Genomic DNA, 21,569 nt, shown 5'->3' on the forward strand with positions numbered 1-21,569 from the left:
CGAGTGAGGGTCCGTCGTCCACAGGGCGGCGGGCCCTCACCCGTCTGTCTGCGACACTGGATGAACCATGCCTAAGCCCGGAGAACTCACTTTCGTCGCGCCCCGCGGAGCCAAGAAGCCGCCGCGGCACCTCGCCGACCTCACGCCCGCCGAGCGCAAGGAAGCGGTCGCCGCGACCGGCGAGAGGCCGTTCCGCGCCCAGCAGCTCTCGCAGCACTACTTCGCGCGGTACGCGCATGACCCGGAGCAGTGGACCAACATCCCCGCCAGGTCCCGGGAGAAGCTCGCCGAGGCGCTGTTCCCGGACCTGATGTCCGTGGTCCGTCACATCAGCTGCGACGACGACACCACCCGTAAGACGCTGTGGAAGCTGCACGACGGGACGCTCGTCGAGTCCGTCCTGATGCGCTACCCCGAGCGCGTCACGATGTGCATCTCGTCCCAGGCCGGCTGTGGGATGAACTGCCCGTTCTGCGCCACCGGGCAGGCCGGCCTCGACCGCAACCTGTCGACCGCCGAGATCGTGCACCAGATCGTCGACGGCATGCGCGCCCTGCGCGACGGGGAGGTGCCCGGCGGGCCGGCCCGGCTCTCCAACATCGTCTTCATGGGCATGGGCGAGCCGCTCGCCAACTACAACCGTGTCGTCGGAGCGATCCGCCGGCTCACCGACCCCGAGCCGGACGGCCTCGGCCTCTCCCAGCGCGGGATCACCGTCTCCACGGTCGGGCTCGTCCCGGCGATGCTGCGCTTCTCCGACGAGGGCTTCAAATGCCGCCTCGCCGTCTCGCTGCACGCCCCGGACGACGAGCTGCGCGACACCCTCGTCCCCGTCAACACTCGGTGGAACGTACGCGAGGTGCTGGATGCCGCCTGGGAGTACGCGGAGAAGTCCGGCCGCCGGATCTCCATCGAGTACGCCCTGATCCGGGACATCAACGACCAGGCCTGGCGCGGTGACCTGCTGGGCCGGCTGCTGAAGGGCAAGCGGGTGCACGTCAACCTGATCCCGCTGAACCCCACACCCGGCTCCAAGTGGACCGCCTCGCGCCCCGAGGACGAGAAGGCGTTCGTGGAGGCCATCGCGGCCCACGGCGTGCCGGTCACCGTCCGGGACACCCGCGGCCAGGAGATCGACGGGGCCTGCGGGCAGCTGGCGGCCTCCGAGCGCTGAGAGCAGGTGGCCCTATGGGCTCGGCCGAAAACCGCCGGTGTAGCCTGGGCCGAAATCAACTTCATATTCCGACAGGGGAGCGCCACAGCGCTGAGAGTGCGGCACCAAGGACAGGTTGGCCGCAGACCCTCTGAACCTCGCCCGGGTCATTCCGGGTAGGAAGTTCGGACCTTACTCAAGCTGTTGCGCCCTGCCCGCTTCCGGTACGACCCGGCGGCGGGCGGGGCCGCGTCTCTTCCTGGTCACCTCCAGGAGGAATCACATGAACACCACCAAGAAGTACGCCTCGACCGCGCTCGCCGCGGCGTTCGGCGTCACCGTCCTCGCGGGCTGCGGAGGCTCCGACGACAGCTCTGCCGGGTCGGGCGCGTCGAAGGGCAGCGGCTCCAAGACGGTCACCCTGGTCACCCACGACTCCTTCAACGCCTCGGAAGACGTGCTGAAGCAGTTCACCAAGGAGAGCGGCTACACCGTCGAGCTGCTCAAGAGCGGCGACGCCGGTGCCGCCCTCAACCAGGAGATCCTGACCAAGGGCTCCCCGCGAGGTGACGTCTTCTTCGGCGTCGACAACACCCTGCTCTCCCGTGCCCTCGACCACGGCCTCTTCACCGCGTACGAGGCCAAGGGCCTGGACCGGGTCGCCGACGGCACCGAGCAGGACGACAAGCACCGCGTCACGCCTGTCGACACCGGTGACATCTGCGTCAACTACGACAAGAAGTACTTCGCCGACAAGAAGCTCGCGCCGCCGCAGACCTTCGAGGACCTGCTGAAGCCCGCGTACAAGAACCTCCTCGTCACCGAGAACGCGGCGAACTCCTCGCCCGGCCTCGGCTTCCTCCTCGGCACCATCGCCACCCAGGGCGAGGACGGCTACGAGGCGTACTGGAAGAAGCTGAAGGCCAACGGCGTCAAGGTCGTCGACGGCTGGGAGCAGGCGTACAACGAGGAGTTCTCGGGCTCCGCGGGCGGAAAGAAGGCCAAGGCGGACCGGCCGCTCGTCGTCAGTTACGCCTCCAGCCCGCCCGTCGAGGTCCTCTACGCCGACCCGCAGCCCGAGGAGGCCCCCACCGGCGTCTCCACCGGGACCTGCTTCCGGCAGACCGAGTACGCCGGGCTGCTGAACGGTGCGAAGAACGAGGCGGGCGGCAAGGCGCTGCTGGACTTCCTGATCAGCAAGACGTTCCAGGAGGACGTGCCGCTGAACATGTTCGTGAACCCGGTCGTGACGGACGCGAAGCTGCCGGGCGTCTTCACCGAGTTCGGCGAGAGCGTCGACAAGCCGGCCACGGTGGCCCCGGAGGAGATCGCCGCCAACCGTGAGCAGTGGGTCCAGGCGTGGCACTCGCTCGTCGTGAAGTAGCCGGTACCACCGGCGGAGGCGGGCGGCGCGGAGCGGCGGTGCGGCTCGGCCTGATGGCGGTGCCCGTAGCGTTCTTCGCCGTCTTCTTCGCCTACCCCGTCTCCGCGATCGTCGGCCGCGGGCTGAAGACGGACGGCTCCTGGCAGTTCGGGCGGATCGGCGACGTGCTGACCCGCCCGGACATCCTGGACGTCCTCTGGTTCACCACCTGGCAGGCCCTCGCCTCGACCGCGTTCACCCTGCTGATCGCTCTGCCCGGCGCATACGTCCTCGCCCGCTTCGACTTCCCCGGAAAGCAGGTGCTGCGCGCGGTCGTCACCGTGCCGTTCGTGCTGCCCACGGTCGTCGTCGGCACCGCGTTCCTGGCGCTGCTCGGGCGCGGCGGCTTCCTCGACGAGCTGTGGGGCGTGCGGCTCGACACCACCGTCTGGGCGATCCTGCTCGCGCACGTCTTCTTCAACTACGCGGTGGTCGTCCGGACGGTCGGCGGCCTCTGGTCGCAGCTCGACCCGCGCCAGGAGGAGGCCGCCCGGGTGCTCGGCGCCGGACGGTTCGCCGCCTGGCGCCGGGTGACGCTGCCCGCGCTCGGCCCGGCGGTGGCCGCCGCCGCACTGATGGTCTTCCTGTTCACTTTCACCTCGTTCGGTGTCGTGCAGATCCTCGGTGGCCCCGCGTACTCCACCCTGGAGGTGGAGGTCTACCGGCAGACCGCCCAGCTGCTCGACCTGCCGACGGCCGCCGTCCTGACCATGGTGCAGTTCGTGGCGGTCGGCGCGATCCTCGCCCTGCACGCCGTGACCGTACGCCGCCGGGAACGGGCGCTGAAGCTGGTGGACCCGGCGCAGACCTCCCGCCGGCCGCGCGGCGCCGGACAGTGGGCGCTGCTCGGCGGGGTGCTGCTCACCGCACTGGTGCTGATCCTGCTGCCCCTCGGCGTGCTCGTGGAGCGGTCGTTCGACGGGCCGGAGGGGTACGGCCTCGGTTACTACGAGGCCCTTCAGTCGGCCGGAGGCAGTGGCTCCACCTTCCTCGTACCGCCGCTGGAGGCGGTCGGCAACTCCCTCCAGTACGCGTTCGTCGCGACCCTCATCGCCCTCGTCGTCGGCGGTCTCGCGGCGGCGGCCCTGACCCGGCGGGCGGGGCGGCTCGTACGCGGCTTCGACGCGCTGCTGATGCTGCCGCTCGGGGTCTCCGCCGTCACCGTCGGTTTCGGCTTCCTCATCACCCTCGACAAGCCGCCGCTCGACCTGCGCACCTCCTGGATCCTGGTCCCGCTGGCCCAGGCGCTGGTGGGCGTCCCCTTCGTCGTACGGACCATGCTCCCCGTGCTCCGCGCGGTGGACGACCGGCTGCGCGAGGCCGCCGCCGTGCTCGGGGCCTCCCCGTTGCGGGCCTGGCGCGAGGTCGATCTGCCGCTGGTGCGGCGGGCCGTGCTGGTCGCGGCGGGCTTCGCGTTCGCCGTGTCGCTCGGGGAGTTCGGCGCCACCGTCTTCATCGCCCGGCCCGACAACCCGACCCTGCCGGTCGCGGTCGCCCGGCTGCTGGGCCGGTCCGGGGAGCTCAACTACGGGCAGGCGATGGCCCTCAGCACGATCCTGATGCTCGTGTGCGCGGTGTCGCTGCTGCTCCTCGAACGCATCCGTACCGACCGATCCGGGGAGTTCTGAACGCCATGCTGAGCTTGCAGGCAGCCACCGTACGGTTCGGGAAGCGGGCCGCCCTCGACGCCGTGGACCTGGAGGTCGCCGACCACCGGATCGTCTGCGTGCTCGGCCCCAGCGGCAGCGGGAAGTCCACCCTGCTCCGGGCCGTCGCGGGGCTCCAGCCCATGGACGGCGGCCGGGTGCTGCTGGCCGGCCAGGACCAGAGCGGTGTCCCGGTCCACCGGCGCGGGCTCGGCCTGATGTTCCAGGACCACCAGCTCTTCCCGCACCGCGATGTCGGCGCCAACGTGGCCTTCGGGCTGCGGATGCACGGCACCGGGCGAGCGGAGTCCGAGCGCCGGGTCCGCGAACTCCTGGAGCTGGTGGGGCTCCCCGGCGCCGAACGCCGTGCCGTCGCCGCGCTCTCCGGCGGCGAGCAGCAGCGCGTCGCCCTCGCCCGCGCCCTCGCCCCGCGCCCCAAGCTCCTGATGCTCGACGAACCCCTCGGGCAGCTGGACCGCAGTCTGCGCGAACGGCTTGTCATCGAACTGCGCACCCTGTTCCAGGAGCTGGGTACGACGGTGCTCGCCGTCACCCACGACCAGGGCGAGGCGTTCGCCCTCGCCGACCGGGTGGTGGTGATGCGGGATGGGCGGATCGCCCAGGAGGGCAGCCCGCTGGACGTCTGGCAGCGCCCCGCCTCCGCGTTCGTCGCCCGTTTCCTCGGCTTCGACAACGTGACCCCGGCGACGGTGACCGGCCGGGCGGCCGCGACCGCCTGGGGCAAGGTGCCGGTCCCCGAGGGCTCCCCCCAGGGCGAGGCCGATCTGCTGGTGCGCCCCGCCGGTGTCCTGATCGGCGCTCCGGAGGACGGGCTGCGCTGCAGGGCCGGCGTACGCACGTTCCGCGGCAACCACGTGACCGTGCGGCTGACCCCCGAGAACGCGCCGGTGCTGGAGGCCGAGTGCACCCTGCGGGACACCCCGGACGAGGGCGCGGCGGTGGGCGTCCGGTTCGACGCGGCGGAGACCGTGGTGCTGGCAGGGTCCTGAAGGCTCAGGAGGTGTGCGCCCCCGCCACCACCAGCCCCAGTTCGTACGCCAGGATCACGGCCCTGCGCCCGGTCCCGCAGCTCCGTCTTCGCGAAGAGCCGGTTGATGCGGGTCTTCACCGTGTGGTCGGTGATGGTCAGCCGGGCGGCGATGTCCGCGTTGGACAGGCCCTGGGCGATGAGGACGAGGACCTCCGCCTCGCGCGCGGTCAGCCCCTCGACCGAGCGGACCGGAGGCGCGCTGACCCGCTGCCGGGTGTCCTCCGCGATCAGCCTGCCGGTGATCTCGGGCGCCAGCAGCGGGGGCCCGCCGGCCACCACCCGTACCGCGTGGAGCAGTCCGGGGAAGGTCGCGTCCTTGAGCAGGAAGCCGCTGGCCCCCGCCGTCAGCGCGTCGTACACATACTCGTCCAGCCCGAACGTCGTCAGGATCAGCGCCTTCGTCGCCTCGCCCGACGCGGTGACGATCTTGCGGGCCACGTCGATTCCGCCGGGCTTGGGCATCCGGATGTGCAACAGGGTGACGTCCGGCCGCAGTTCGGCCGCGACGCGGACCGCCTGCTCGCCGCCCTCCGCCTCGCCGACCACCTCGATGTCCTCCTCGGTGTCCAGCAGAAGGGACGACGCCGTCCTGACGACCGCTCCCAGGACGGCGGCAGGCGTATCTCCTCCCCGCTGATCCGCAGTTCGGCCGAGCCGTCCACCGGGACTGGCCATGTGGTGGACGGGCGGGATGCGGAGGCCGTGGCGGACCGGCTCGTCGGGCTGCTGCGGGACCGCGAGGCCGCCGCCGCGATGGGTGAGAAGGGGCGGGCCCGGGTCCGGGAGGCGTGAGGGTGGGGGTGGGACAGCGCGTACGCCACGCTGGAGGGGCTGCTGCGCCCCTGAGCCCCTGACCGGCGCGACAGGACAGGAGGGGGACGCCCGGGCAAGCTGGAGACGGACCCTCCCCGGACCCGGCCCCCGGATCCCGGACCCGACCCTGGATCCGACCCCCGGATCCCGGACCCGACCCGGACCCGACCCCCGAACTTCCGGGCCTACTCCCGCCCCGCCCCGGACCGCGACCACGAGACGAGGACCCCGACCATGAACGGTGGCACCCGCCAGGGCATCGACCTCACCCGCGTGCTGAATGCCCCGCAGCGGCGGGTCTTCGCGGCCTGGACGTCACCGGAGGACTTCGCCGCCTGGTACGGCGGCGAGGCCGAGGTGCCGCTGGACCGGGTGTCGATGGACGTACGGCCGGGCGGGGCATGGAGCCTGGTCATCGTGATGCCGGGCGTCGAGATGCCGTTCCACGGGGTCTACCGCGAGGTGAGCGAGCCCGACGGCCTCGTCCTCACGCTCAAGGACGGGTCCGCGCCGAAGGACGCGGAGGGCGAGACCATCACCGTCACCTTCACCGACCTCGGCCACGGAACCACCGAGCTCGCCTTCCAGCAGCGCGGCGGCAACCTCACACCGGAGCAGTACGCGGCGGCCGAGGACGGCTGGGAGGCCCTCTTCGACGCGCTGGCCGCCCGTCTCGCCACCCACCCCTGAGCGCCCCCCGCGCGGCCTACTTCGCCAGCGGCAGCGCCGCCAGCTCCGCGATCACCCAGGTCAGCGGGGCGAACACGGCCAGCAGCGCGGCCGCCCGCAGCGCGGTCGCGGCGCGCAGTACGGAGGCGGGGGCGCCCATCCGCAGCAGCGCCTCGGCGGTGTGGGCGCGGGCCTGCTTCGCCTCCAGGGCCGAGGTCAGCAGCGTCGCCGCCGTGCAGCCGAGGACCAGCAGCGCTCCCAGTGCGGTGAGCGGGCCGTACGGGCGCTCGTCGCCCCCGTACAGCGCCGATGCGGCGATCACCGCCGCGACCACCGCGCAGACGATCCCGAGCGGGCGGCCGATCCGGCGCGCCTCGTCCATCAGGACCCGGCCCGCCAGCAGGCGTGCGGCACCGGGGCGCGCCGCCTGAAGCGCCCGCCCGCACAGATACGTCAGGCCGGGACCGGCAACGGCCAGGCCGATCGCGGCCAGCGTCCAGCCGGCCAGCACCGCCACCGGGGTCGCGTCGAACCGGCCGGGCAGCGGGAACGCGCTCCCGGCCCCGTCCCGGGACGCGTACGCCTCGACCGCCAGCCCCACGGCCACCAGCGCCACGCCCCACGGGAGCCCGCTCGGCGCGGGGGCGGGCTCCGGCAGTTCCTCGGAGCCGAAGGTGTCCCGGGCCGCGTCGGGCCGGGACCGCAGCGCCAGGGCGCTCGCCGTCGCCGCCAGCACCGGTACGAGGGCGAGCAGCATCAGCGCGGCGGCCAGCGGCAACGGAGTACCCGCGCCGAGGAACTCCGCCGCTCCGCCGTCGAACGGCATCCCGGTCAGGTCGCCCCGCAGATGCAGGAAGAAGAGCAGCGCCACCATCGAGCCGAGCGTGGTGGAGACGGCCGTCGAGACCGCGGCCAGCACCGAGAGCCGCACCGGGCCGAGACCGACCGCGGAGAGGCCGGGCCGGGGCCTTGTGCTCGGATCCGTACGGGCCACCGCCACGGCGAACATCACGGTGGCGGCCAGCGGAACGAAGCACCACAGCAGCCGCAGCACCGAACCGGCGGACGCGGGATGCGCGGAGGCGTACCCCAGGGAGCACAGGAGGAGGAAGCCGACACCGGCGGAGGCGGCGACGACGAGCAGCCGCCGGACCAGGACCAGGGGGTGTGTGCCGCGGGCTAGACGGAGAGCGAGCACGCCGCGCTGCCCTCCGTATCGGCGGATACGCCGGGCAGGGCGACGGTGGCGACGCGGCGGCCGTCCAGCAGAGGGACGGTCCGGTCGGCGAGGGCGGCGACCTCGGCGTCATGGGTGGCCAGGACCACCGTGATGCCGTGCGAGCGGGCCGCGGCTGTCAGGGTGCGCAGAAGCTGGGAGCGCTCGGCCCGGTGCAGGGTCGCGGTGGGCTCGTCGGCGAAGAGCACCGTCGGCCGCGCGCACAGGGCCCGGGCGACGGAGACCCGCTGGCGTTCGGCCTGGAGCAGGGCGTGCGGGCGCTTCTTGGCGAGGGCGGCGATGTCCAGGCGCTCCAGCCACTCCGTGGCGGCCTTCTTCGCGGCCCGGTGCGAGGCGCCGCGCAGCAGCAGCGGCAGCGCAGCGTTCTCCCAGGTGGTCAGCTCGGGGACGAGCTCCGGGTCGGCGCCGATCCAGCCGAAGCGTTCCCTCCGGAGCTGCTCGCGCACCCGTGGAGCCATCGTGTGGACGGGGACGCTGTTGAACCAGACCTCGCCCTGCTCGGGCACCAGCCGGCCCGACAGGCAGTGCAGCAGGGTGGTCTTCCCGCTGCCGCGCGGGCCGGTCACGGCCAGGATCTCGGCGTCGCGGACGGAGACGGAGACACCGCCGAGACCGGGCGATCCGTTGTGGGAGTGGTGCAGGGAACGCGCCCAGATCACGTCGTTGTCCGGCGGGGCCACCATGGCGTACACCTCGGTTCGGATGAGTTTTCCCGTTCCCCCGTACGGGGGAACGAGGACGCGGCCGATCGGTCACTGGGCACCGTAGGTAGTCGGACCGGGGTGTACGCACAGCACGCGGCCCGGATGCTCCCCTTCTCACTCGAAAGGGCGCATCCGGGCCGGGTGGACCGTATGAAATGACCGCTGAATGATGATCATCCAGAGGAGGTCGGGGCGGTCAGGTCCGGACGGTCAGAGCTTCGTCCACGCCTCCGTCAGCACGGCCCGCAGGATGCCCTCGATCTCGTCGAACGTCGACTGGTCCGAGATCAGCGGCGGAGCGAGCTGGACGACCGGGTCGCCGCGGTCGTCGGCCCGGCAGTAGAGGCCGTTGTCGTAAAGCGCCTTGGAGAGGAAGCCGTAGAGGACGCGCTCGGTCTCCTCGTCGGTGAACGTCTCCTTGGTGGCCTTGTCCTTCACCAGCTCGATGCCGTAGAAGAAGCCGTTGCCGCGGACGTCGCCGACGATCGGCAGGTCGTGCAGCTTCTGCAGCGTGGTGAGGAAGGCGTTCTCGTTGTCCAGGACGTGCTGCGTGAGGTTCTCACGCTCGAAGATGTCCAGGTTGGCGAGGCCGACCGCCGCGGAGACCGGGTGGCCGCCGAAGGTGTAGCCGTGCAGGAAGGTGTTGCCACCCTGGTAGAACGGCTCGGCGACGCGGTCCGAGACGATGCAGGCACCGATCGGGGAGTAGCCGGAGGTCATGCCCTTCGCGCAGGTGATCATGTCCGGTACGTAGCCGAACTTGTCGCAGGCGAAGATCGTGCCGAGGCGGCCGAAGGCGCAGATGACCTCGTCGGAGACGAGCAGCACGTCGTACTTGTCGCAGATCTCGCGGACCCGCTGGAAGTAGCCCGGCGGCGGCGGGAAACAGCCGCCCGCGTTCTGCACGGGCTCCAGGAAGACGGCCGCGACGGTCTCGGGGCCCTCGAAGAGGATCTCCTGCTCGATCTGGTCGGCGGCCCAGCGGCCGAAGGCCACCGGGTCGTCGCCGAAGAGCGGGGCGCGGTAGATGTTGGTGTTCGGCACCTTGTGCGCGCCGGGGACCAGCGGCTCGAAGGGGGCCTTGAGGGCGGGCAGACCGGTGATGGACAGCGCGCCCTGCGGGGTGCCGTGGTAGGCGACCGCACGCGAGATGACCTTGTACTTGGTCGGCTGGCCCTTGAGCTTGAAATACTGCTTGGCCAGCTTCCAGGCGGTCTCGACGGCCTCGCCGCCACCAGTGGTGAAGAAGACCTTGTTGAGGTCGCCCGGCGCGTAGTCGGCGAGACGCTCGGCCAGCTCGACGGCCTTCGGGTGGGCGTAGGACCACACCGGGAAGAAGGCGAGCTCCTGGGCCTGCTTGTACGCCGTCTCGGCGAGCTCGTGACGACCGTGGCCGGCGTTGACCACGAACAGCCCGGAGAGGCCGTCCAGGTAGCGCTTGCCCTTGTCGTCGAAGATGTACGTTCCCTCGCCACGCACGATGGTGGGAACGGGCGCGTTCTCGTAGTCCGACATGCGGGTGAAGTGCATCCACAGGTGGTCGTACGCGGTTCGGCTGAGGTCCTTGCTCACGGCTATCGGGTTCCCCACATATAGGTCTGCTTCTTGAGCTTGAGGTAGACAAAGCTCTCGGTGGAGCGCACGCCGGGAAGGGTCCGGATGCGTTTGTTGATCGTCTCCAGCAGGTGGTCGTCGTCCTCGCAGACGATCTCCACCATCAGGTCGAAGGAGCCCGCGGTCATCACCACGTACTCGCACTCGGCCATGGCCGACAGGGCTTCGGCCACCGGGTCGAGGTCGCCCTCGACATTGATGCCGACCATCGCCTGGCGCCGGAATCCCACGGTGAGCGGGTCCGTGACGGCGACGATCTGCATCACGCCCTGGTCGAGCAGCTTCTGGACGCGCTGGCGCACAGCCGCTTCGGAGAGGCCGACGGCCTTGCCGATCGCGGCGTACGGACGGCGTCCGTCCTCCTGGAGCTGCTCGATGATTGCGAGGGAGACGGCATCGACCGCCGGTGACGATCCGTTCCCGGTCCTGGAGTCTGCGCTGCGACTGGCCACGCATCCACTCTGCACCGCACTCGTCTGTATCGCAACCCCAGATCGATGAAATTCGTTGAGTGAGTGCTCAGAACCGACTGAATCCGAAGCTAGGGGTGGGTGCCTATGTCGAAAGCGACACCGGAACGATTAGGGTGGACATCTCACCCATCGGACAGCCGACAGGAGGGGTGGTCATGACCACCGAGGTGCGCCGTCTGCGCAACTACATCAACGGGGAATTCCGGGACGCCGCGGACGGGCGGACCATCGATGTGGTCAGCCCGGTGACGGAAGAGGTCTACGCGACCTCGCCGCTCTCCGGCCAGGCCGATGTCGATGCCGCCATGGAGGCCGCCGCGGCCGCCTTCCCGGCCTGGCGCGACACGACGCCCGCCGAGCGCCAGAAGGCCCTGCTGAAGATCGCGGACGCCTTCGAGGAGCGTGCGGAGGACCTGATCGCGGCCGAGTCGGAGAACACCGGCAAGCCGATCGGGCTCACCCGCAGCGAAGAGATCCCGCCGATGGTGGACCAGATCCGCTTCTTCGCGGGCGCCGCGCGGCTGCTCGAGGGCCGCTCGGCCGGTGAGTACATGGAGGGCCTGACCTCCATCGTCCGCCGCGAGCCCGTCGGCGTGTGCGCGCAGGTCGCGCCGTGGAACTACCCGATGATGATGGCCGTCTGGAAGTTCGCCCCGGCGCTCGCCGCGGGCAACACCGTCGTGATCAAGCCGTCCGACACCACCCCGGCGTCGACCGTCCTGATGGCCGAGATCATGGGCCAGATCCTGCCCAAGGGCGTCTTCAACGTCCTGTGCGGCGACCGGGACACCGGCCGCGCGATGGTCGAGCACCCGACCCCGGCGATGGCCTCCATCACCGGTTCGGTCCGGGCCGGCATCCAGGTCGCCGAGTCCGCCGCCAAGGATGTCAAGCGCGTCCACCTGGAGCTCGGCGGCAAGGCGCCCGTCGTGGTCTTCGACGACGCCGACATCGCCAAGACGGTCTCGGGCGTCTCGGAGGCTGGCTTCTTCAACGCGGGCCAGGACTGTACGGCCGCGACCCGCGTCCTGGTCCACGAGTCGATCCACGACGAGTTCGTCACCGCGCTGGCCAAGGCCGCCGCCGACACGAAGACCGGGCAGCCGGACGACGAGGACGTGGCGTACGGCCCGCTCAACAACGCCAACCAGCTGAAGCAGGTCAGCGGCTTCATCGAGCGGCTTCCCGCCCACGCCAAGGTCGAGGCGGGCGGTCACCGGGTCGGCGACAAGGGCTACTTCTACGCCCCGACCGTCGTCTCCGGCCTCAAGCAGGACGACGAGATCATCCAGAACGAGGTCTTCGGGCCCGTCATCACGGTCCAGTCGTTCACCGACGAGAAGCAGGCCGTCGAGTACGCCAACGGCGTCGACTACGCGCTCGCCTCCTCGGTGTGGACCACGAACCACTCCCGCGCCATGCGCATGTCCAAGAACCTCGACTTCGGCTGCGTGTGGATCAACACCCACATCCCGCTGGTCGCGGAGATGCCGCACGGCGGGTTCAAGAAGTCCGGCTACGGCAAGGACCTCTCCGCTTACGGCTTCGAGGACTACACCCGCGTCAAGCACGTCATGACGTCCATCGAGGACTGATCCACGGATTGTCGCAGTTTCACGGCCCCGGGCTCCGGCCCGGGGCCGTGCCCTTTCTGGACAACGTGTGCGGGGCGGGTGCGTCCCGCTGGACGCTTGGTCCATTGCCCGCCGCCGTGGCCGAGGGGCATTCTGCGCGGGTGCCAGTGATCCCGAAGAACCCCATGTCCCGCCGTTGCCTGCTGCGCGCCCTCGGGGCGGGAGCGGCCGGCGCCACCCTGGCCGGCTGCGGGGTGCCCGCGGCCTTCGTGGAGCCGGGGGAGCGAGCGGGGCGGGACAACTCCGCCACCGACCGCACACTGCACTTCGCCAACTGGCCGCTCTACATCGACACCGACGACGACAACGAGTCGAAGCGGCCCACCCTGGACGCCTTCTCGGAGCGGACCGGGATCTCCGTCACGTACACGGAGGAGATCAACGACAACGACGAGTTCTTCGGGAAGATCAGCCCCGCCCTGATGAACCACCAGCAGACCGGCCGGGACCTGATCGTCATCAGCGACTGGATGGCGGCCCGCTTCGTCCGGCTCGGCTGGGTCCAGGAGATGGACCGGGCGAAGCAGCCCAACGTGGCCAAGCACCTGGATCCGCAGCTGCGTTCGCCCGCCTTCGACGAGGGCCGGCTCCACAGCGTCCCCTGGCAGTCCGGGATCACGGGCATCGCCTACAACCGGAGGAGGCTCGGCCGCGAGATCCGCTCCACCGGCGACCTGTGGGCGGACGACCTGCGCGGCCGGGTCACCCTGCTCTCCGGCCTCGACGAGTCGTTCGCGCTCCTGATGCAGGGCAACGGCGTCGACATCACCCGCTGGAGCGCCGACGACTTCCACGAGATCTGCGAGCAGACGGAGCGGCGGGTCCGTTCCAAGCACATCCGGCGCTTCACGGGCAACGACTACATCAAGGACCTCGCCACCGGCGATGTGCTCGCCTGCCAGGCATACTCCGGCGACGTCATCCAGCTCCAGGCCGACAACCCCGACATCGAGTTCGTCGTCCCCGAGGAGGGCGCCGAGCTGTGGGCGGAGTCCCTGATGATCCCCAACCTCGCCCGCCACAAGCGCAATGCGGAGCGGCTGGTCGACCACTACTACGACCCCGAGGTCGCCGCCGAACTCGCCACCTGGGTCAACTACGTCTGCCCGGTCCCCGCCGCCCGTGACGTCCTGGCCTCCTCGAAGGACGAGCAGACGGCCGCGCTCGCCGAGGATCCGCTGATCTTCCCCGACGACGCGATGCGCGAACGGCTCGCTATCGCCCGCGACATCACCTCGGAGGAGCGGATGGACTTCGCCAAGAAATGGAACTCCATCGTCGGCTTGTGAAGCCGTCACAGGGGCGGCGTGAAGGGGGCGTGAAGGCGGGCGTACGCTGCGGATCATGAGCGAGCGACACGCCCTCACGCGGCGTATACGCAGATGGCTGGTCTTCTTCATCGTCTGTCTGGTGCTGAGCGGGGTCACCGCCTTCCCGCTCGTCACCGAACTCCGCTGGGCCGAGGATCTGCTGGGCGCCTCCGCCTCCCCGGTGCCCGAGCACTTCCCGGGCCTGATGGAGTGGATCACCCGGGTCCGCGAAGGGCTCGACACCATCGAACGCGACACGCCCTTCATGCTGTACGGCACCGACTGGCTGGCCTTCGCCCACCTGGTCATCGCGGTCGCCTTCTACGGCCCCTACCGCGACCCGGTCCGCAACATCTGGGTCATCGAGTTCGGCATGATCGCCTGCGCCGGGATCATCCCGCTCGCCCTGATCTGCGGCCCGATCCGGGACATCCCCCTCTGGTGGTCCGTGATCGACATGTCCTTCGGGGTCTTCGGCGTCATCCCGCTGCTGATCGTCCGCCGCATGATCAAGCGCCTGGAGGTGCTTGAGCAGGCGTCGGCCCTCGCGACTCCTGTTCCGGCGAGCGCCTGAGTCTCACGGCTTCCGGGCCACCACACCGAACTGGGCGACCTCCTGCTCCCGTGGGTTCGTACGCCAGCGGGAGCAGGAGACGATCCCCGGCTCCAGGATCTCCAGGCCGTCCAGGAACGAGGCGAACTCCTCCCGGCTGCGGGCGGTGATCGGCGGGGTGGCGTTCTCGTTCCAGAAGCGCATCGCCGCCTCGTTGCCCTCGCCGCCCAGCTCCAGTGTGGGGTGGGTCAGCACCAGGTGACTGCCGGGCGGGACGGCCGCCATCAGGGTGCGGACGATGGACCGCGCCTCTTGCGTGTCCAGGACGAAGTTGAGGATGCCGAGCATCATCACCGCCACGGGCCGCCCCAGATCCAGGGTGGGCTCGGCCGCTTTCAGGATCCGCTCCGGGTGGTGCGCGTCCGCGTCGACGTACTCGGTGGCACCTTCCAGCGAACTGGTGAGCAGGGCCCGCGCGTGGGCCAGGACGATCGGGTCGTTGTCGACGTAGACGACCCGGGCGTGCGGGGCGGCGTGCTGGGCGATCTCGTGGGTGTTGTCGGCCGTCGGCAGACCGGTCCCGATGTCCAGGAACTGGCCGATGCCCACGTCCCCGGCCAGAAGCCGCACCGCCCGGCCGAGGAACGCCCGGTCCGCGCGGGCCACTTCACCGATGCTCGGGTACATCCCGGTGACCTGGTCGCCCACCGCCCGGTCCACCGGGTAGTGGTCCTTGCCGCCCAGCCAGTAGTTCCAGACCCGTGCGTTGTGCGCGACGTCGGAGCGTATCCGGGCGGGGGCTCCGGCCTGCGGTCGGTTCTCACTCACGTCTGCTGCTCCTCGGTACCCGTCCGGCGCTTCACGGCACCGACCATCATGCCGGACCGATCAAGAGGCCCTTCGGGCAGGGGAGTTGGGTCGCAGCTTGTCCAGGGTGTCGATCCTGTTGGTGGTGATCGAGTCGACGCCCCGCTCGATCAGCCGGCGCATCGTGCGCTTCGTGTCGGCCGTCCACGCGGAGACGAGGAACCCGTCCCGGTGCGCCCGGTCGGCCAGTTCGCGGCTGACGAGGCCGAAGCGGTAGTTCAGCCAGCGCGGCCTCACCGCCTCCAGCAGGACCGGGCGCGGCGGGGCGAGCGTGTTCCAGGTCAGCGCGATCTCCGCGGCCGGGTCCACGGCGCGCACCCGCAGCATCGCCTCCGCGCCGGCGCAGTAGTACGCCCGCTCGCCCGCCGCGCACTCCAGGACCGTACCCACGATCTTCTTCACCGAGGCGTCCGTGGAGCCGGGCAGGTCCACCATCACCCGGTGCTCCCCGGTGGCGGCCAGCGCCTCGCGCAGGGTCGGCACCCCTCCGCCGGTCAGCTCCAGCACCTCTTGGTGGGTCAGTCGGTCGACGCGCCGGTCATGGCCCCACAGCCGCTCCAGCGTCTCGTCGTGGAGCAGGACGGGCACCCCGTCGCGGGTCACGCGTACGTCGATCTCGACCGCGTCCGCCCCCCGGTCGAGGGCGGAGCGGATCGAGGGCAGCGTGTTCTCGCGGGCCCTGTACGGGTCGCCGCGATGCGCGACGGCGGTGAGGCGGGAGGTGGTGTCGGCCATGGGGCCATTGTGACGACCGGGTCCGGCGGACGGGGCGCCGGAGGCGGTTTTCCGCGTACGTGTCCGGGTCAGCGGGACGGTTACGTGTCGGGGTCAGCGGGCGGGGCCCCGGAGCCAGTTCGCCGTGTACGTGTCGATCTCCTCGGCCAGCCGGCGCTTGCCGGCCGGGTCCAGGAACGAGGCCTCCACCGCGTTCTTCGCGAGGCCGGCGATGCCCTGCTCGTCCAGCTTCAACAGCCGGGCGGCGACCGCGTACTCGTTGTTCAGGTCGGTGCCGAACATGGGCGGGTCGTCGCTGTTGACGGTGACCAGGACGCCCGCCTGCACCATCTCCCGGATCGGGTGGAGCTCGATGTCCGTGACCGCGCGGGTGGCGATGTTCGACGTCGGGCAGACCTCCAGGGCGATCCGGTGCTCGGCGAGGTGCTCCAGCAGTTTCGGGTCCTGGACGGAGCTGGTGCCGTGGCCGATGCGCTCGGCGCGCAGCACGGTGAGCGCGTCCCAGATCGTCTGCGGTCCGGTGGTCTCCCCGGCGTGCGGCACCGAGTGGAGGCCCTCGGCGATGGCCCGGTCGAAGTAGGGCTTGAACTGCGGGCGCTCCACGCCGATCTCGGGTCCGCCGAGCCCGAAGGAGACGAGCCCGTCGGGCCGCCGCTCCACCGCGAGCCGTGCCGTCTCCTCGGCGGCCTGGAGCCCGGCCTCGCCCGGGATGTCGAAGCACCAGCGCAGGATGACGCCCAGCTCGGCCTCGGCCGACCTGCGGGCGTCCTCGATGGCCTCCATGAAGGCCACCTCCGGGATGCCGCGCCGGGTCGAGCTGAACGGGGTCACGGTCAGTTCCGCGTACCGGATGTTCTGCCGGGCCATGTCCCGCGCCACCTCGAAGGTGAGCAGCCGGACGTCCTCGGGGGTGCGGATCAGGTCCACCACCGAGAGGTAGACCTCGATGAAGTGCGCGAAGTCGGTGAAGGTGAAGTAGTCGGCCAGCGCCTCCGGGTCGGTCGGCACCTTGGAGTCCGGGTGCCGGGCGGCCAGCTCGGCGACGATCCGGGGCGAGGCGGACCCGACATGGTGGACGTGGAGCTCGGCCTTGGGCAGCCCGGCGATGAAGGGGTGCGGATCGGTCATGTGTCTGTCTCCCACAGTTCGGCGTGTACATCGGCGGAGCCCCGGGGGTGGTCCGGCCGGCTGCACCGATCATCGTAGGCGGGGTGAGGGGGCGCGGAGCCGGGCCGTAGCATGACGGGACCACGATGGGGGAGGCCCATGTCAGACAACACAGAGCAGCCCGGGGGCGGGGCCGCGCCGCGCGATCCGTGGGCACCGCCGGACAGCAGGGTGGACCTGGGCAAGCAGGACGCCGCCCCGCCGCCGCCCGCCGTGCACGACCAGCAGACCGTGACGTCGATGCCGAGTGCGGGCCCGGCCCCGGAATCCACCGGACCGATACCGGCGGGCGGTGGCTTCGGCCCGCCGCCCTCGGCCGTACCGCCGCCGCCGGTCGGCCCGGGCGGTCCCGGCCACCAGGCACCGCCGCCCCCGACCACCGGGCACTACGGCTACCCGGCCCCGCCGGCGCAGCCGTACGGCGGCTACCCGGGGTACGACGCCTACGGCGGCCAGCAGCCCTGGGGGCCCCAGCCCTCGAACGGCCTCGGCACGGCCGCGCTGGTGCTGGGCATCATCTCGGTGGTCGGCTTCTGCATGTACGGGGTGAACATCATCCTCGGCATCCTCGCGCTGATCTTCGGCATCATCGGCCTCGGCCGGGCCAAGCGCGGTGAGGCGACCAACCGGGGCATGGCGATCGCCGGGATCATCACGGGCTCGGTCGGCATCGTGATCGGTTCCGTGCTCCTCGGCTTCATCATCTGGGCCATCGCCAACGGTGACTCCAGCTTCGACGACACCTACGACGACGACCCGTTCGCCACGTCGCTGGTCATCGAGGGCCGGGGCTAGCCCCGGGGACGTACCGCATCCGCCGCCCGGTCCGGCAGGGAACCACTCCCCGCCGGGCCGGGCGGCGCTGTCGTACCTGCCGTCTACGAGGCCCGCAGCCGCGCCCGCGCCTCCATCAGCGCGAACCCCAGCAGATTCAGCCCCTGCCACTCCTGCGGCCGCTCCACCCGCTCGTCGTCCGCCGCCAGCCCGATCCCCCAGATCCGGTCCAGCGGCGACGCCTCCACCAGCACCCGGTCGCCCGTGCCCAGCAGATAACCGGCCAGCTCAGGGCTCTGCCCGAACTTGTGCGTGCTGCCCTCCACGACCAGGGCGAACCGCTCCCGTATCCACAGGTCCTCGTCGAAGCCGCGCACCAGCCGCCCCGCCTTCTTCGCCGCCGCCGGGCTGCTCGCCTCAACGGCCGCCCGCTCCGCCTCCGTATCGCCGAAGAGGCGGGCCTTGCCGGCCATCATCCAGTGCTCGGCGCTGGCGTAAGCGACCCCGTCCACCGTGAAGGGCGACGGCCACCACTGGCTCAGGCAGCTCGGCCCCAGCCGGCCGTCCGGGCGCGGGCGGTGGCCCCAGAACGGCAGATACTTCACCCGCTTGCCCCGCGCCACGTCCGCGAGAAGCTCATCGATCGGTCCCATGGCATGTGAGTGTGGCATCCGCCACTGACACTCCGTACGGGGATTTCCGCACCGACGCGACACATGGTCGACAGATTCCGTCGCGTAACCAAAAGGAAACAACGGAATCACTTGTTGGGCCTGGGCCCCTCTGTCAGGATCGGCACTCAATTCACGAAGAGGCTACGCCGACCCCGCTCAGCGGGTACAGCGGCGGAGGAGAGCGTCATGAGCAACGGCTTCCAGGTTCAGGACCGCTTCGCGGAAGGTGCGCAGTACATCGGCGGCAAGCTGCTCCCGGGCACGTCCGGCCGCCACCACGACGTGGTGAACCCGGCGACCGGCGAGAGCGTCCTGCGGTACGAGCTGGCGGGCACCGAGGACGTGGACGCGGCCGTCGCCGCCGCCCAGGCCGCCTTCCCCGGCTGGTCGGCCGCCACCCCCGGCGAGCGCTCCGAGGCCCTGCACCGGTTCGCCGCCGTCCTCGCCGAGCAGGCCGACGACTTCGCGTACGCCGAATCCCTTCAGTGCGGCAAGCCGATCAAGCTCTCCACCGAGTTCGACGTGCCCGGCACCGTCGACAACGCCGCCTTCTTCGCGGGCGCCGCCCGCCACCTGGAGGGCAAGGCCGCCGCCGAGTACGACGGCGACCACACCTCGTACGTACGCCGCGAGGCGATCGGTGTCGTCGGCTCCATCGCCCCCTGGAACTACCCGCTCCAGATGGCCGCCTGGAAGATCCTCCCGGCCGTTGCCGCGGGTAACACCATCGTCCTCAAGCCCGCCGAGCTCACCCCGCTGACCTCGCTGATGTTCGCCCAGGCCGCCACCGAGGCGGGCATCCCCGACGGCGTCATCAACGTCGTCACCGGCGCGGGCAAGGACGCGGGCGAGCACCTCGTCGGCCACCCGGACGTCGTGATGACCTCCTTCACCGGCTCCACCGCCGTCGGCAAGCGGGTCGCGGAGATCGCCACCGCCACTGTCAAGCGGCTCCACCTGGAGCTCGGCGGCAAGGCCCCCTTCGTGGTCTTCGACGACGCCGACCTGGAGGCCGCCGTCCACGGCGCGGTCGCCGGATCGCTCATCAACACCGGCCAGGACTGCACCGCCGCCACCCGCGCCTACGTCCAGCGTCCCCTCTACGACGCCTTCGTCCGCGACGTCGCCGCCCTCATGGAGACCGTCCGCCTCGGCGACCCCTTCGCCGCCACCACCGACCTCGGCCCCCTCATCAGCCACGCCCAGCGCGACCGCGTCGCCGCCTTCGTCGAGCGGGCCCGCGGCTACGCCCAGGTCGTCACCGGCGGCGAGGCCCCCGGCGGCGAACTCGCCGACGGCGCGTACTACCGGCCCACCCTCGTCGCGGGCGCCGCCCAGGACAGCGAGATCGTCCAGTCGGAGATCTTCGGCCCGGTCCTGGTGGTCCTCCCCTTCGACACCGACGACGAGGGCATCGCCCTCGCCAACGACACCCCGTACGGACTGGCCGCCTCCGCCTGGACCCGCGACCTGTACCGCGCGAACCGCGCCACCCGCGAGATCCAGGCGGGCTGTGTGTGGGTGAACGACCACATCCCGATCCTCTCCGAGATGCCGCACGGCGGATACAAGGCCAGCGGCTTCGGCAAGGACATGTCGGCGTACTCCTTCGAGGAGTACACGCAGGTCAAGCACGTCATGTACGACAACACCGCGGTCGCCCGAAAGGACTGGCACCGCACGATCTTCGGGGACCGATAGCAGCTGCCGCACGATCGGGGCCCGTCCACGACGACGGGCCCCGGCGGCCTCCCACCCGAAAGGGCAAACGCGTATGGAGAGTTACGAGTCCGAGCGCCTGTCGTCCGCCCAACTGGCGGCCATGAGGCGGTCCTTGAACAACGGCAGGGGAGTCCTCACCCGCCGATCCCTGCTGCGCGCCTCCGGCATGGGCGCGCTCGCACTGGGCGGAATAGCCACCCTCGGCGCCTGCGGCATCCCGCCCGCCGGACGCGCCGAGGGAGCGGCCGCCGCCGACGACCACTCGGAGAAGGAGAAGGAAGTCACCTTCTCCAACTGGACCGAGTACATGGACGTCAGCGACGACGAGAAGACCCGCCCCACCCTCGCCGCGTTCACGAAGCGCACCGGGATCAGGGTCAAGTACACCGAGGACATCAACGACAACGTCGAGTTCTTCGGGAAGATCAAACCGCAGCTCGCCGCCGGCCAGAACACCGGACGCGACCTCATCTGCGTCACCGACTGGCTCGCCGCCCGCATCATCCGGCTCGGCTGGGCGCAGAAGCTCGACCCCTCGAACCTGCCCCACGCCTTCGCCAACGTCTCCGCCCAGTTCCGCACCCCCGACTGGGACCCCGGCCGCGCCTACTCCTACCCCTGGACCGGCATCCCCACGGTCATCGCGTACAACGCCAAGGCGACCGGCGGCCGGAAGGTCGACTCGGTCACGCAGCTCCTCGACGACCCGAAGCTCAAGGGCCGCGTCTCCTTCCTCTCCGAGATGCGCGACACCATCGGCATGACCCTCCTCGACCAGGGCAAGGACCCGGGGAAGTTCACCGACGCCGACTTCGACGGGGCGATCGGCCGGCTCCAGAAGGCCGTCGACAAGAAGCAGATCCGCCGCTTCACCGGCAACGACTACACCGCCGACCTCAGCAAGGGCGACATCGCCGCCTGCGTCGGCTGGGCCGGGGACATCATCCAGCTCCAGGCCGACAACCCGGACATCAAGTTCGCGATCCCGGCCGCCGGTTACATCACCTCCAGCGACAACCTCCTGGTCCCCGCGCAGGCCCGGCACAAGACCAACGCCGAGAAGCTCATCGACTACTACTACGAGCCGCCGGTCGCCGCCCAGCTCGCCGCGTACATCAACTACGTCTGCCCGGTCGACGGCGTACGCGACGAACTCGCCAAGATCGACGAGTCGATGGCCTCCAACACCCTGATCCTCCCCGATAGGGAGATGGCGGCGAAGTCCCGCTCCTTCCGCTCCCTGAGCACGGAGGAAGAGACGGCGTACGAAGAGAAGTTCGCCAAACTCATCGGCGCCTGACCAGGCACCTCACCGGTACACGGCCAGGTCACCCCCTCCCCGAACTCCCC

At 70.7% G+C, this 21,569-nt stretch carries 20 protein-coding genes, 1 pseudogene and 1 riboswitch; of the genes and pseudogenes, 12 read left to right on the plus strand and 9 right to left on the minus strand.

All coding sequences use genetic code 11. From position 1 onward, the window contains the following. The first annotated feature begins 67 nt into the window (after positions 1–67). From rlmN to ABZ154_RS03860, 4 genes are all read left to right on the plus strand, one after another. Positions 68–1,174 (plus strand): 23S rRNA (adenine(2503)-C(2))-methyltransferase RlmN, encoded by a 1,107-nt coding sequence (gene rlmN, locus ABZ154_RS03845; RefSeq protein ID WP_356828735.1) that lies wholly within the window; start codon positions 68–70, stop codon positions 1,172–1,174. Positions 1,175–1,237: 63 nt separating this feature from the next. Further along, positions 1,238–1,354: riboswitch (TPP riboswitch) on the plus strand. An 82-nt stretch (positions 1,355–1,436) separates the two neighbouring features. Beyond that, positions 1,437–2,537: a thiamine ABC transporter substrate-binding protein gene (locus ABZ154_RS03850; protein ID WP_356828737.1), complete on the plus strand. Its 1,101-nt coding sequence runs from the start codon at positions 1,437–1,439 to the stop codon at positions 2,535–2,537. A 53-nt stretch (positions 2,538–2,590) separates the two neighbouring features. Further along, positions 2,591–4,204 carry an iron ABC transporter permease gene (locus ABZ154_RS03855; protein WP_356828830.1) on the plus strand — a complete coding sequence of 538 codons (1,614 nt, stop codon included), beginning with the start codon at positions 2,591–2,593 and terminating at the stop codon, positions 4,202–4,204. Between the two features lie 5 nt (positions 4,205–4,209). After that, on the plus strand, positions 4,210–5,232 hold the full coding sequence (locus tag ABZ154_RS03860) for an ABC transporter ATP-binding protein (protein WP_356828739.1): 1,023 nt from the start codon (positions 4,210–4,212) through the stop codon (positions 5,230–5,232). 4 nt (positions 5,233–5,236) lie between these two features. On the opposite strand, the pseudogene ABZ154_RS03865 reads toward ABZ154_RS03860, so the two are convergent. Beyond that, positions 5,237–5,846, minus strand: a pseudogene (locus ABZ154_RS03865) (response regulator transcription factor). Between ABZ154_RS03865 and ABZ154_RS03870 the strand changes: the two are divergent. Both ABZ154_RS03870 and ABZ154_RS03875 read left to right on the plus strand, forming a co-directional pair. After that, positions 5,742–6,065: a hypothetical protein gene (locus ABZ154_RS03870; protein ID WP_356828834.1), complete on the plus strand. Its 324-nt coding sequence runs from the start codon at positions 5,742–5,744 to the stop codon at positions 6,063–6,065. The pseudogene ABZ154_RS03865 and the gene ABZ154_RS03870 sit on opposite strands and share 105 nt — an antisense overlap. Before the next feature lie 255 nt (positions 6,066–6,320). Next, the gene (locus tag ABZ154_RS03875) at positions 6,321–6,776 is read left to right on the plus strand and encodes an SRPBCC domain-containing protein (protein ID WP_356828741.1); all 456 of its coding nucleotides are present in this window, start codon (positions 6,321–6,323) and stop codon (positions 6,774–6,776) included. Positions 6,777–6,792: 16 nt separating this feature from the next. Here ABZ154_RS03875 and ABZ154_RS03880 read toward each other — a convergent pair whose 3' ends face one another. From ABZ154_RS03880 to ABZ154_RS03895, 4 genes are all read right to left on the minus strand, one after another. After that, a complete protein-coding gene (locus tag ABZ154_RS03880) occupies positions 6,793–7,953 on the minus strand; it encodes a hypothetical protein (RefSeq protein ID WP_356828743.1) in 1,161 nt (386 codons plus the stop codon). Further along, entirely contained in the window at positions 7,935–8,675 is a 741-nt protein-coding gene (locus tag ABZ154_RS03885; RefSeq protein WP_356828745.1) for an ATP-binding cassette domain-containing protein, read from the minus strand. The genes ABZ154_RS03880 and ABZ154_RS03885 overlap by 19 nt, the downstream gene beginning before the upstream one ends. Before the next feature lie 231 nt (positions 8,676–8,906). Then, positions 8,907–10,286: an aspartate aminotransferase family protein gene (locus ABZ154_RS03890; RefSeq protein ID WP_128848215.1), complete on the minus strand. Its 1,380-nt coding sequence runs from the start codon at positions 10,284–10,286 to the stop codon at positions 8,907–8,909. After that, positions 10,271–10,762, minus strand: a complete 492-nt coding sequence (locus ABZ154_RS03895) for an Lrp/AsnC family transcriptional regulator (RefSeq protein WP_030569493.1) — start codon at positions 10,760–10,762, stop codon at positions 10,271–10,273. The genes ABZ154_RS03890 and ABZ154_RS03895 overlap by 16 nt, the downstream gene beginning before the upstream one ends. 176 nt (positions 10,763–10,938) lie before the next feature. Here ABZ154_RS03895 and ABZ154_RS03900 point away from each other — a divergent pair, with 176 nt between their 5' ends. The 3 genes from ABZ154_RS03900 to ABZ154_RS03910 all read left to right on the plus strand — a co-directional run bounded on the left by ABZ154_RS03900 (position 10,939) and on the right by ABZ154_RS03910 (position 14,301). After that, the gene (locus ABZ154_RS03900) at positions 10,939–12,378 is read left to right on the plus strand and encodes a gamma-aminobutyraldehyde dehydrogenase (protein ID WP_128848217.1); all 1,440 of its coding nucleotides are present in this window, start codon (positions 10,939–10,941) and stop codon (positions 12,376–12,378) included. Positions 12,379–12,542: 164 nt separating this feature from the next. Then, complete coding sequence (locus ABZ154_RS03905; protein WP_356828831.1) at positions 12,543–13,706, plus strand: spermidine/putrescine ABC transporter substrate-binding protein; 1,164 nt, start codon at positions 12,543–12,545, stop codon at positions 13,704–13,706. Positions 13,707–13,761: 55 nt separating this feature from the next. Beyond that, positions 13,762–14,301, plus strand: a complete 540-nt coding sequence (locus ABZ154_RS03910) for a hypothetical protein (RefSeq protein ID WP_356828748.1) — start codon at positions 13,762–13,764, stop codon at positions 14,299–14,301. 3 nt (positions 14,302–14,304) lie between these two features. On the opposite strand, the gene ABZ154_RS03915 is transcribed toward ABZ154_RS03910, so the two are convergent. The 3 genes from ABZ154_RS03915 to ABZ154_RS03925 form a co-directional block, all read right to left on the minus strand. Then, positions 14,305–15,108 (minus strand): SAM-dependent methyltransferase, encoded by an 804-nt coding sequence (locus tag ABZ154_RS03915; RefSeq protein ID WP_356828750.1) that lies wholly within the window; start codon positions 15,106–15,108, stop codon positions 14,305–14,307. A gap of 60 nt (positions 15,109–15,168) precedes the next feature. Continuing rightward, positions 15,169–15,882 (minus strand): glycerophosphodiester phosphodiesterase, encoded by a 714-nt coding sequence (locus tag ABZ154_RS03920; RefSeq protein ID WP_356828752.1) that lies wholly within the window; start codon positions 15,880–15,882, stop codon positions 15,169–15,171. Between the two features lie 93 nt (positions 15,883–15,975). After that, complete coding sequence (locus tag ABZ154_RS03925) at positions 15,976–17,010, minus strand: adenosine deaminase (RefSeq protein WP_128848225.1); 1,035 nt, start codon at positions 17,008–17,010, stop codon at positions 15,976–15,978. Positions 17,011–17,148: 138 nt separating this feature from the next. On the opposite strand from ABZ154_RS03925, the gene ABZ154_RS03930 reads away from it, so the two are divergent. Further along, on the plus strand, positions 17,149–17,844 hold the full coding sequence (locus ABZ154_RS03930; RefSeq protein ID WP_319174475.1) for a DUF4190 domain-containing protein: 696 nt from the start codon (positions 17,149–17,151) through the stop codon (positions 17,842–17,844). Between the two features lie 83 nt (positions 17,845–17,927). Here ABZ154_RS03930 and ABZ154_RS03935 read toward each other — a convergent pair whose 3' ends face one another. Next, on the minus strand, positions 17,928–18,476 hold the full coding sequence (locus ABZ154_RS03935) for an NADAR family protein (RefSeq protein ID WP_356828754.1): 549 nt from the start codon (positions 18,474–18,476) through the stop codon (positions 17,928–17,930). A 207-nt stretch (positions 18,477–18,683) separates the two neighbouring features. Between ABZ154_RS03935 and ABZ154_RS03940 the strand changes: the two genes are divergently transcribed. Continuing rightward, complete coding sequence (locus ABZ154_RS03940; RefSeq protein WP_356828756.1) at positions 18,684–20,198, plus strand: gamma-aminobutyraldehyde dehydrogenase; 1,515 nt, start codon at positions 18,684–18,686, stop codon at positions 20,196–20,198. A gap of 73 nt (positions 20,199–20,271) precedes the next feature. Then, positions 20,272–21,519, plus strand: a complete 1,248-nt coding sequence (locus ABZ154_RS03945) for a spermidine/putrescine ABC transporter substrate-binding protein (RefSeq protein ID WP_356828758.1) — start codon at positions 20,272–20,274, stop codon at positions 21,517–21,519. Positions 21,520–21,569: the final 50 nt, after the last annotated feature.

It is taken from the genome of Streptomyces sp. NPDC006261 (assembly GCF_040613515.1).
Lineage (GTDB): Bacteria > Actinomycetota > Actinomycetes > Streptomycetales > Streptomycetaceae > Streptomyces.

Excerpts from the sequence above, each read along its gene's own strand:
- ABZ154_RS03855 (WP_356828830.1), top strand. The coding sequence starts at position 2,591 with ATGGCGGTGCCCGTAGCGTTCTTCGCCGTCTTCTTCGCCTACCCCGTC.
- ABZ154_RS03875 (WP_356828741.1), top strand. The coding sequence starts at position 6,321 with ATGAACGGTGGCACCCGCCAGGGCATCGACCTCACCCGCGTGCTGAAT.
- ABZ154_RS03885 (WP_356828745.1), bottom strand. The coding sequence starts at position 8,675 with ATGGTGGCCCCGCCGGACAACGACGTGATCTGGGCGCGTTCCCTGCAC.
- ABZ154_RS03860 (WP_356828739.1), top strand. The coding sequence starts at position 4,210 with ATGCTGAGCTTGCAGGCAGCCACCGTACGGTTCGGGAAGCGGGCCGCC.
- ABZ154_RS03940 (WP_356828756.1), top strand. The coding sequence starts at position 18,684 with ATGAGCAACGGCTTCCAGGTTCAGGACCGCTTCGCGGAAGGTGCGCAG.
- ABZ154_RS03910 (WP_356828748.1), top strand. The coding sequence starts at position 13,762 with ATGAGCGAGCGACACGCCCTCACGCGGCGTATACGCAGATGGCTGGTC.
- ABZ154_RS03925 (WP_128848225.1), bottom strand. The coding sequence starts at position 17,010 with ATGACCGATCCGCACCCCTTCATCGCCGGGCTGCCCAAGGCCGAGCTC.
- ABZ154_RS03850 (WP_356828737.1), top strand. The coding sequence starts at position 1,437 with ATGAACACCACCAAGAAGTACGCCTCGACCGCGCTCGCCGCGGCGTTC.
- ABZ154_RS03930 (WP_319174475.1), top strand. The coding sequence starts at position 17,149 with ATGTCAGACAACACAGAGCAGCCCGGGGGCGGGGCCGCGCCGCGCGAT.
- ABZ154_RS03920 (WP_356828752.1), bottom strand. The coding sequence starts at position 15,882 with ATGGCCGACACCACCTCCCGCCTCACCGCCGTCGCGCATCGCGGCGAC.
- ABZ154_RS03905 (WP_356828831.1), top strand. The coding sequence starts at position 12,543 with ATGTCCCGCCGTTGCCTGCTGCGCGCCCTCGGGGCGGGAGCGGCCGGC.
- ABZ154_RS03945 (WP_356828758.1), top strand. The coding sequence starts at position 20,272 with ATGGAGAGTTACGAGTCCGAGCGCCTGTCGTCCGCCCAACTGGCGGCC.
- rlmN (WP_356828735.1), top strand. The coding sequence starts at position 68 with ATGCCTAAGCCCGGAGAACTCACTTTCGTCGCGCCCCGCGGAGCCAAG.
- ABZ154_RS03935 (WP_356828754.1), bottom strand. The coding sequence starts at position 18,476 with ATGGGACCGATCGATGAGCTTCTCGCGGACGTGGCGCGGGGCAAGCGG.
- ABZ154_RS03900 (WP_128848217.1), top strand. The coding sequence starts at position 10,939 with ATGACCACCGAGGTGCGCCGTCTGCGCAACTACATCAACGGGGAATTC.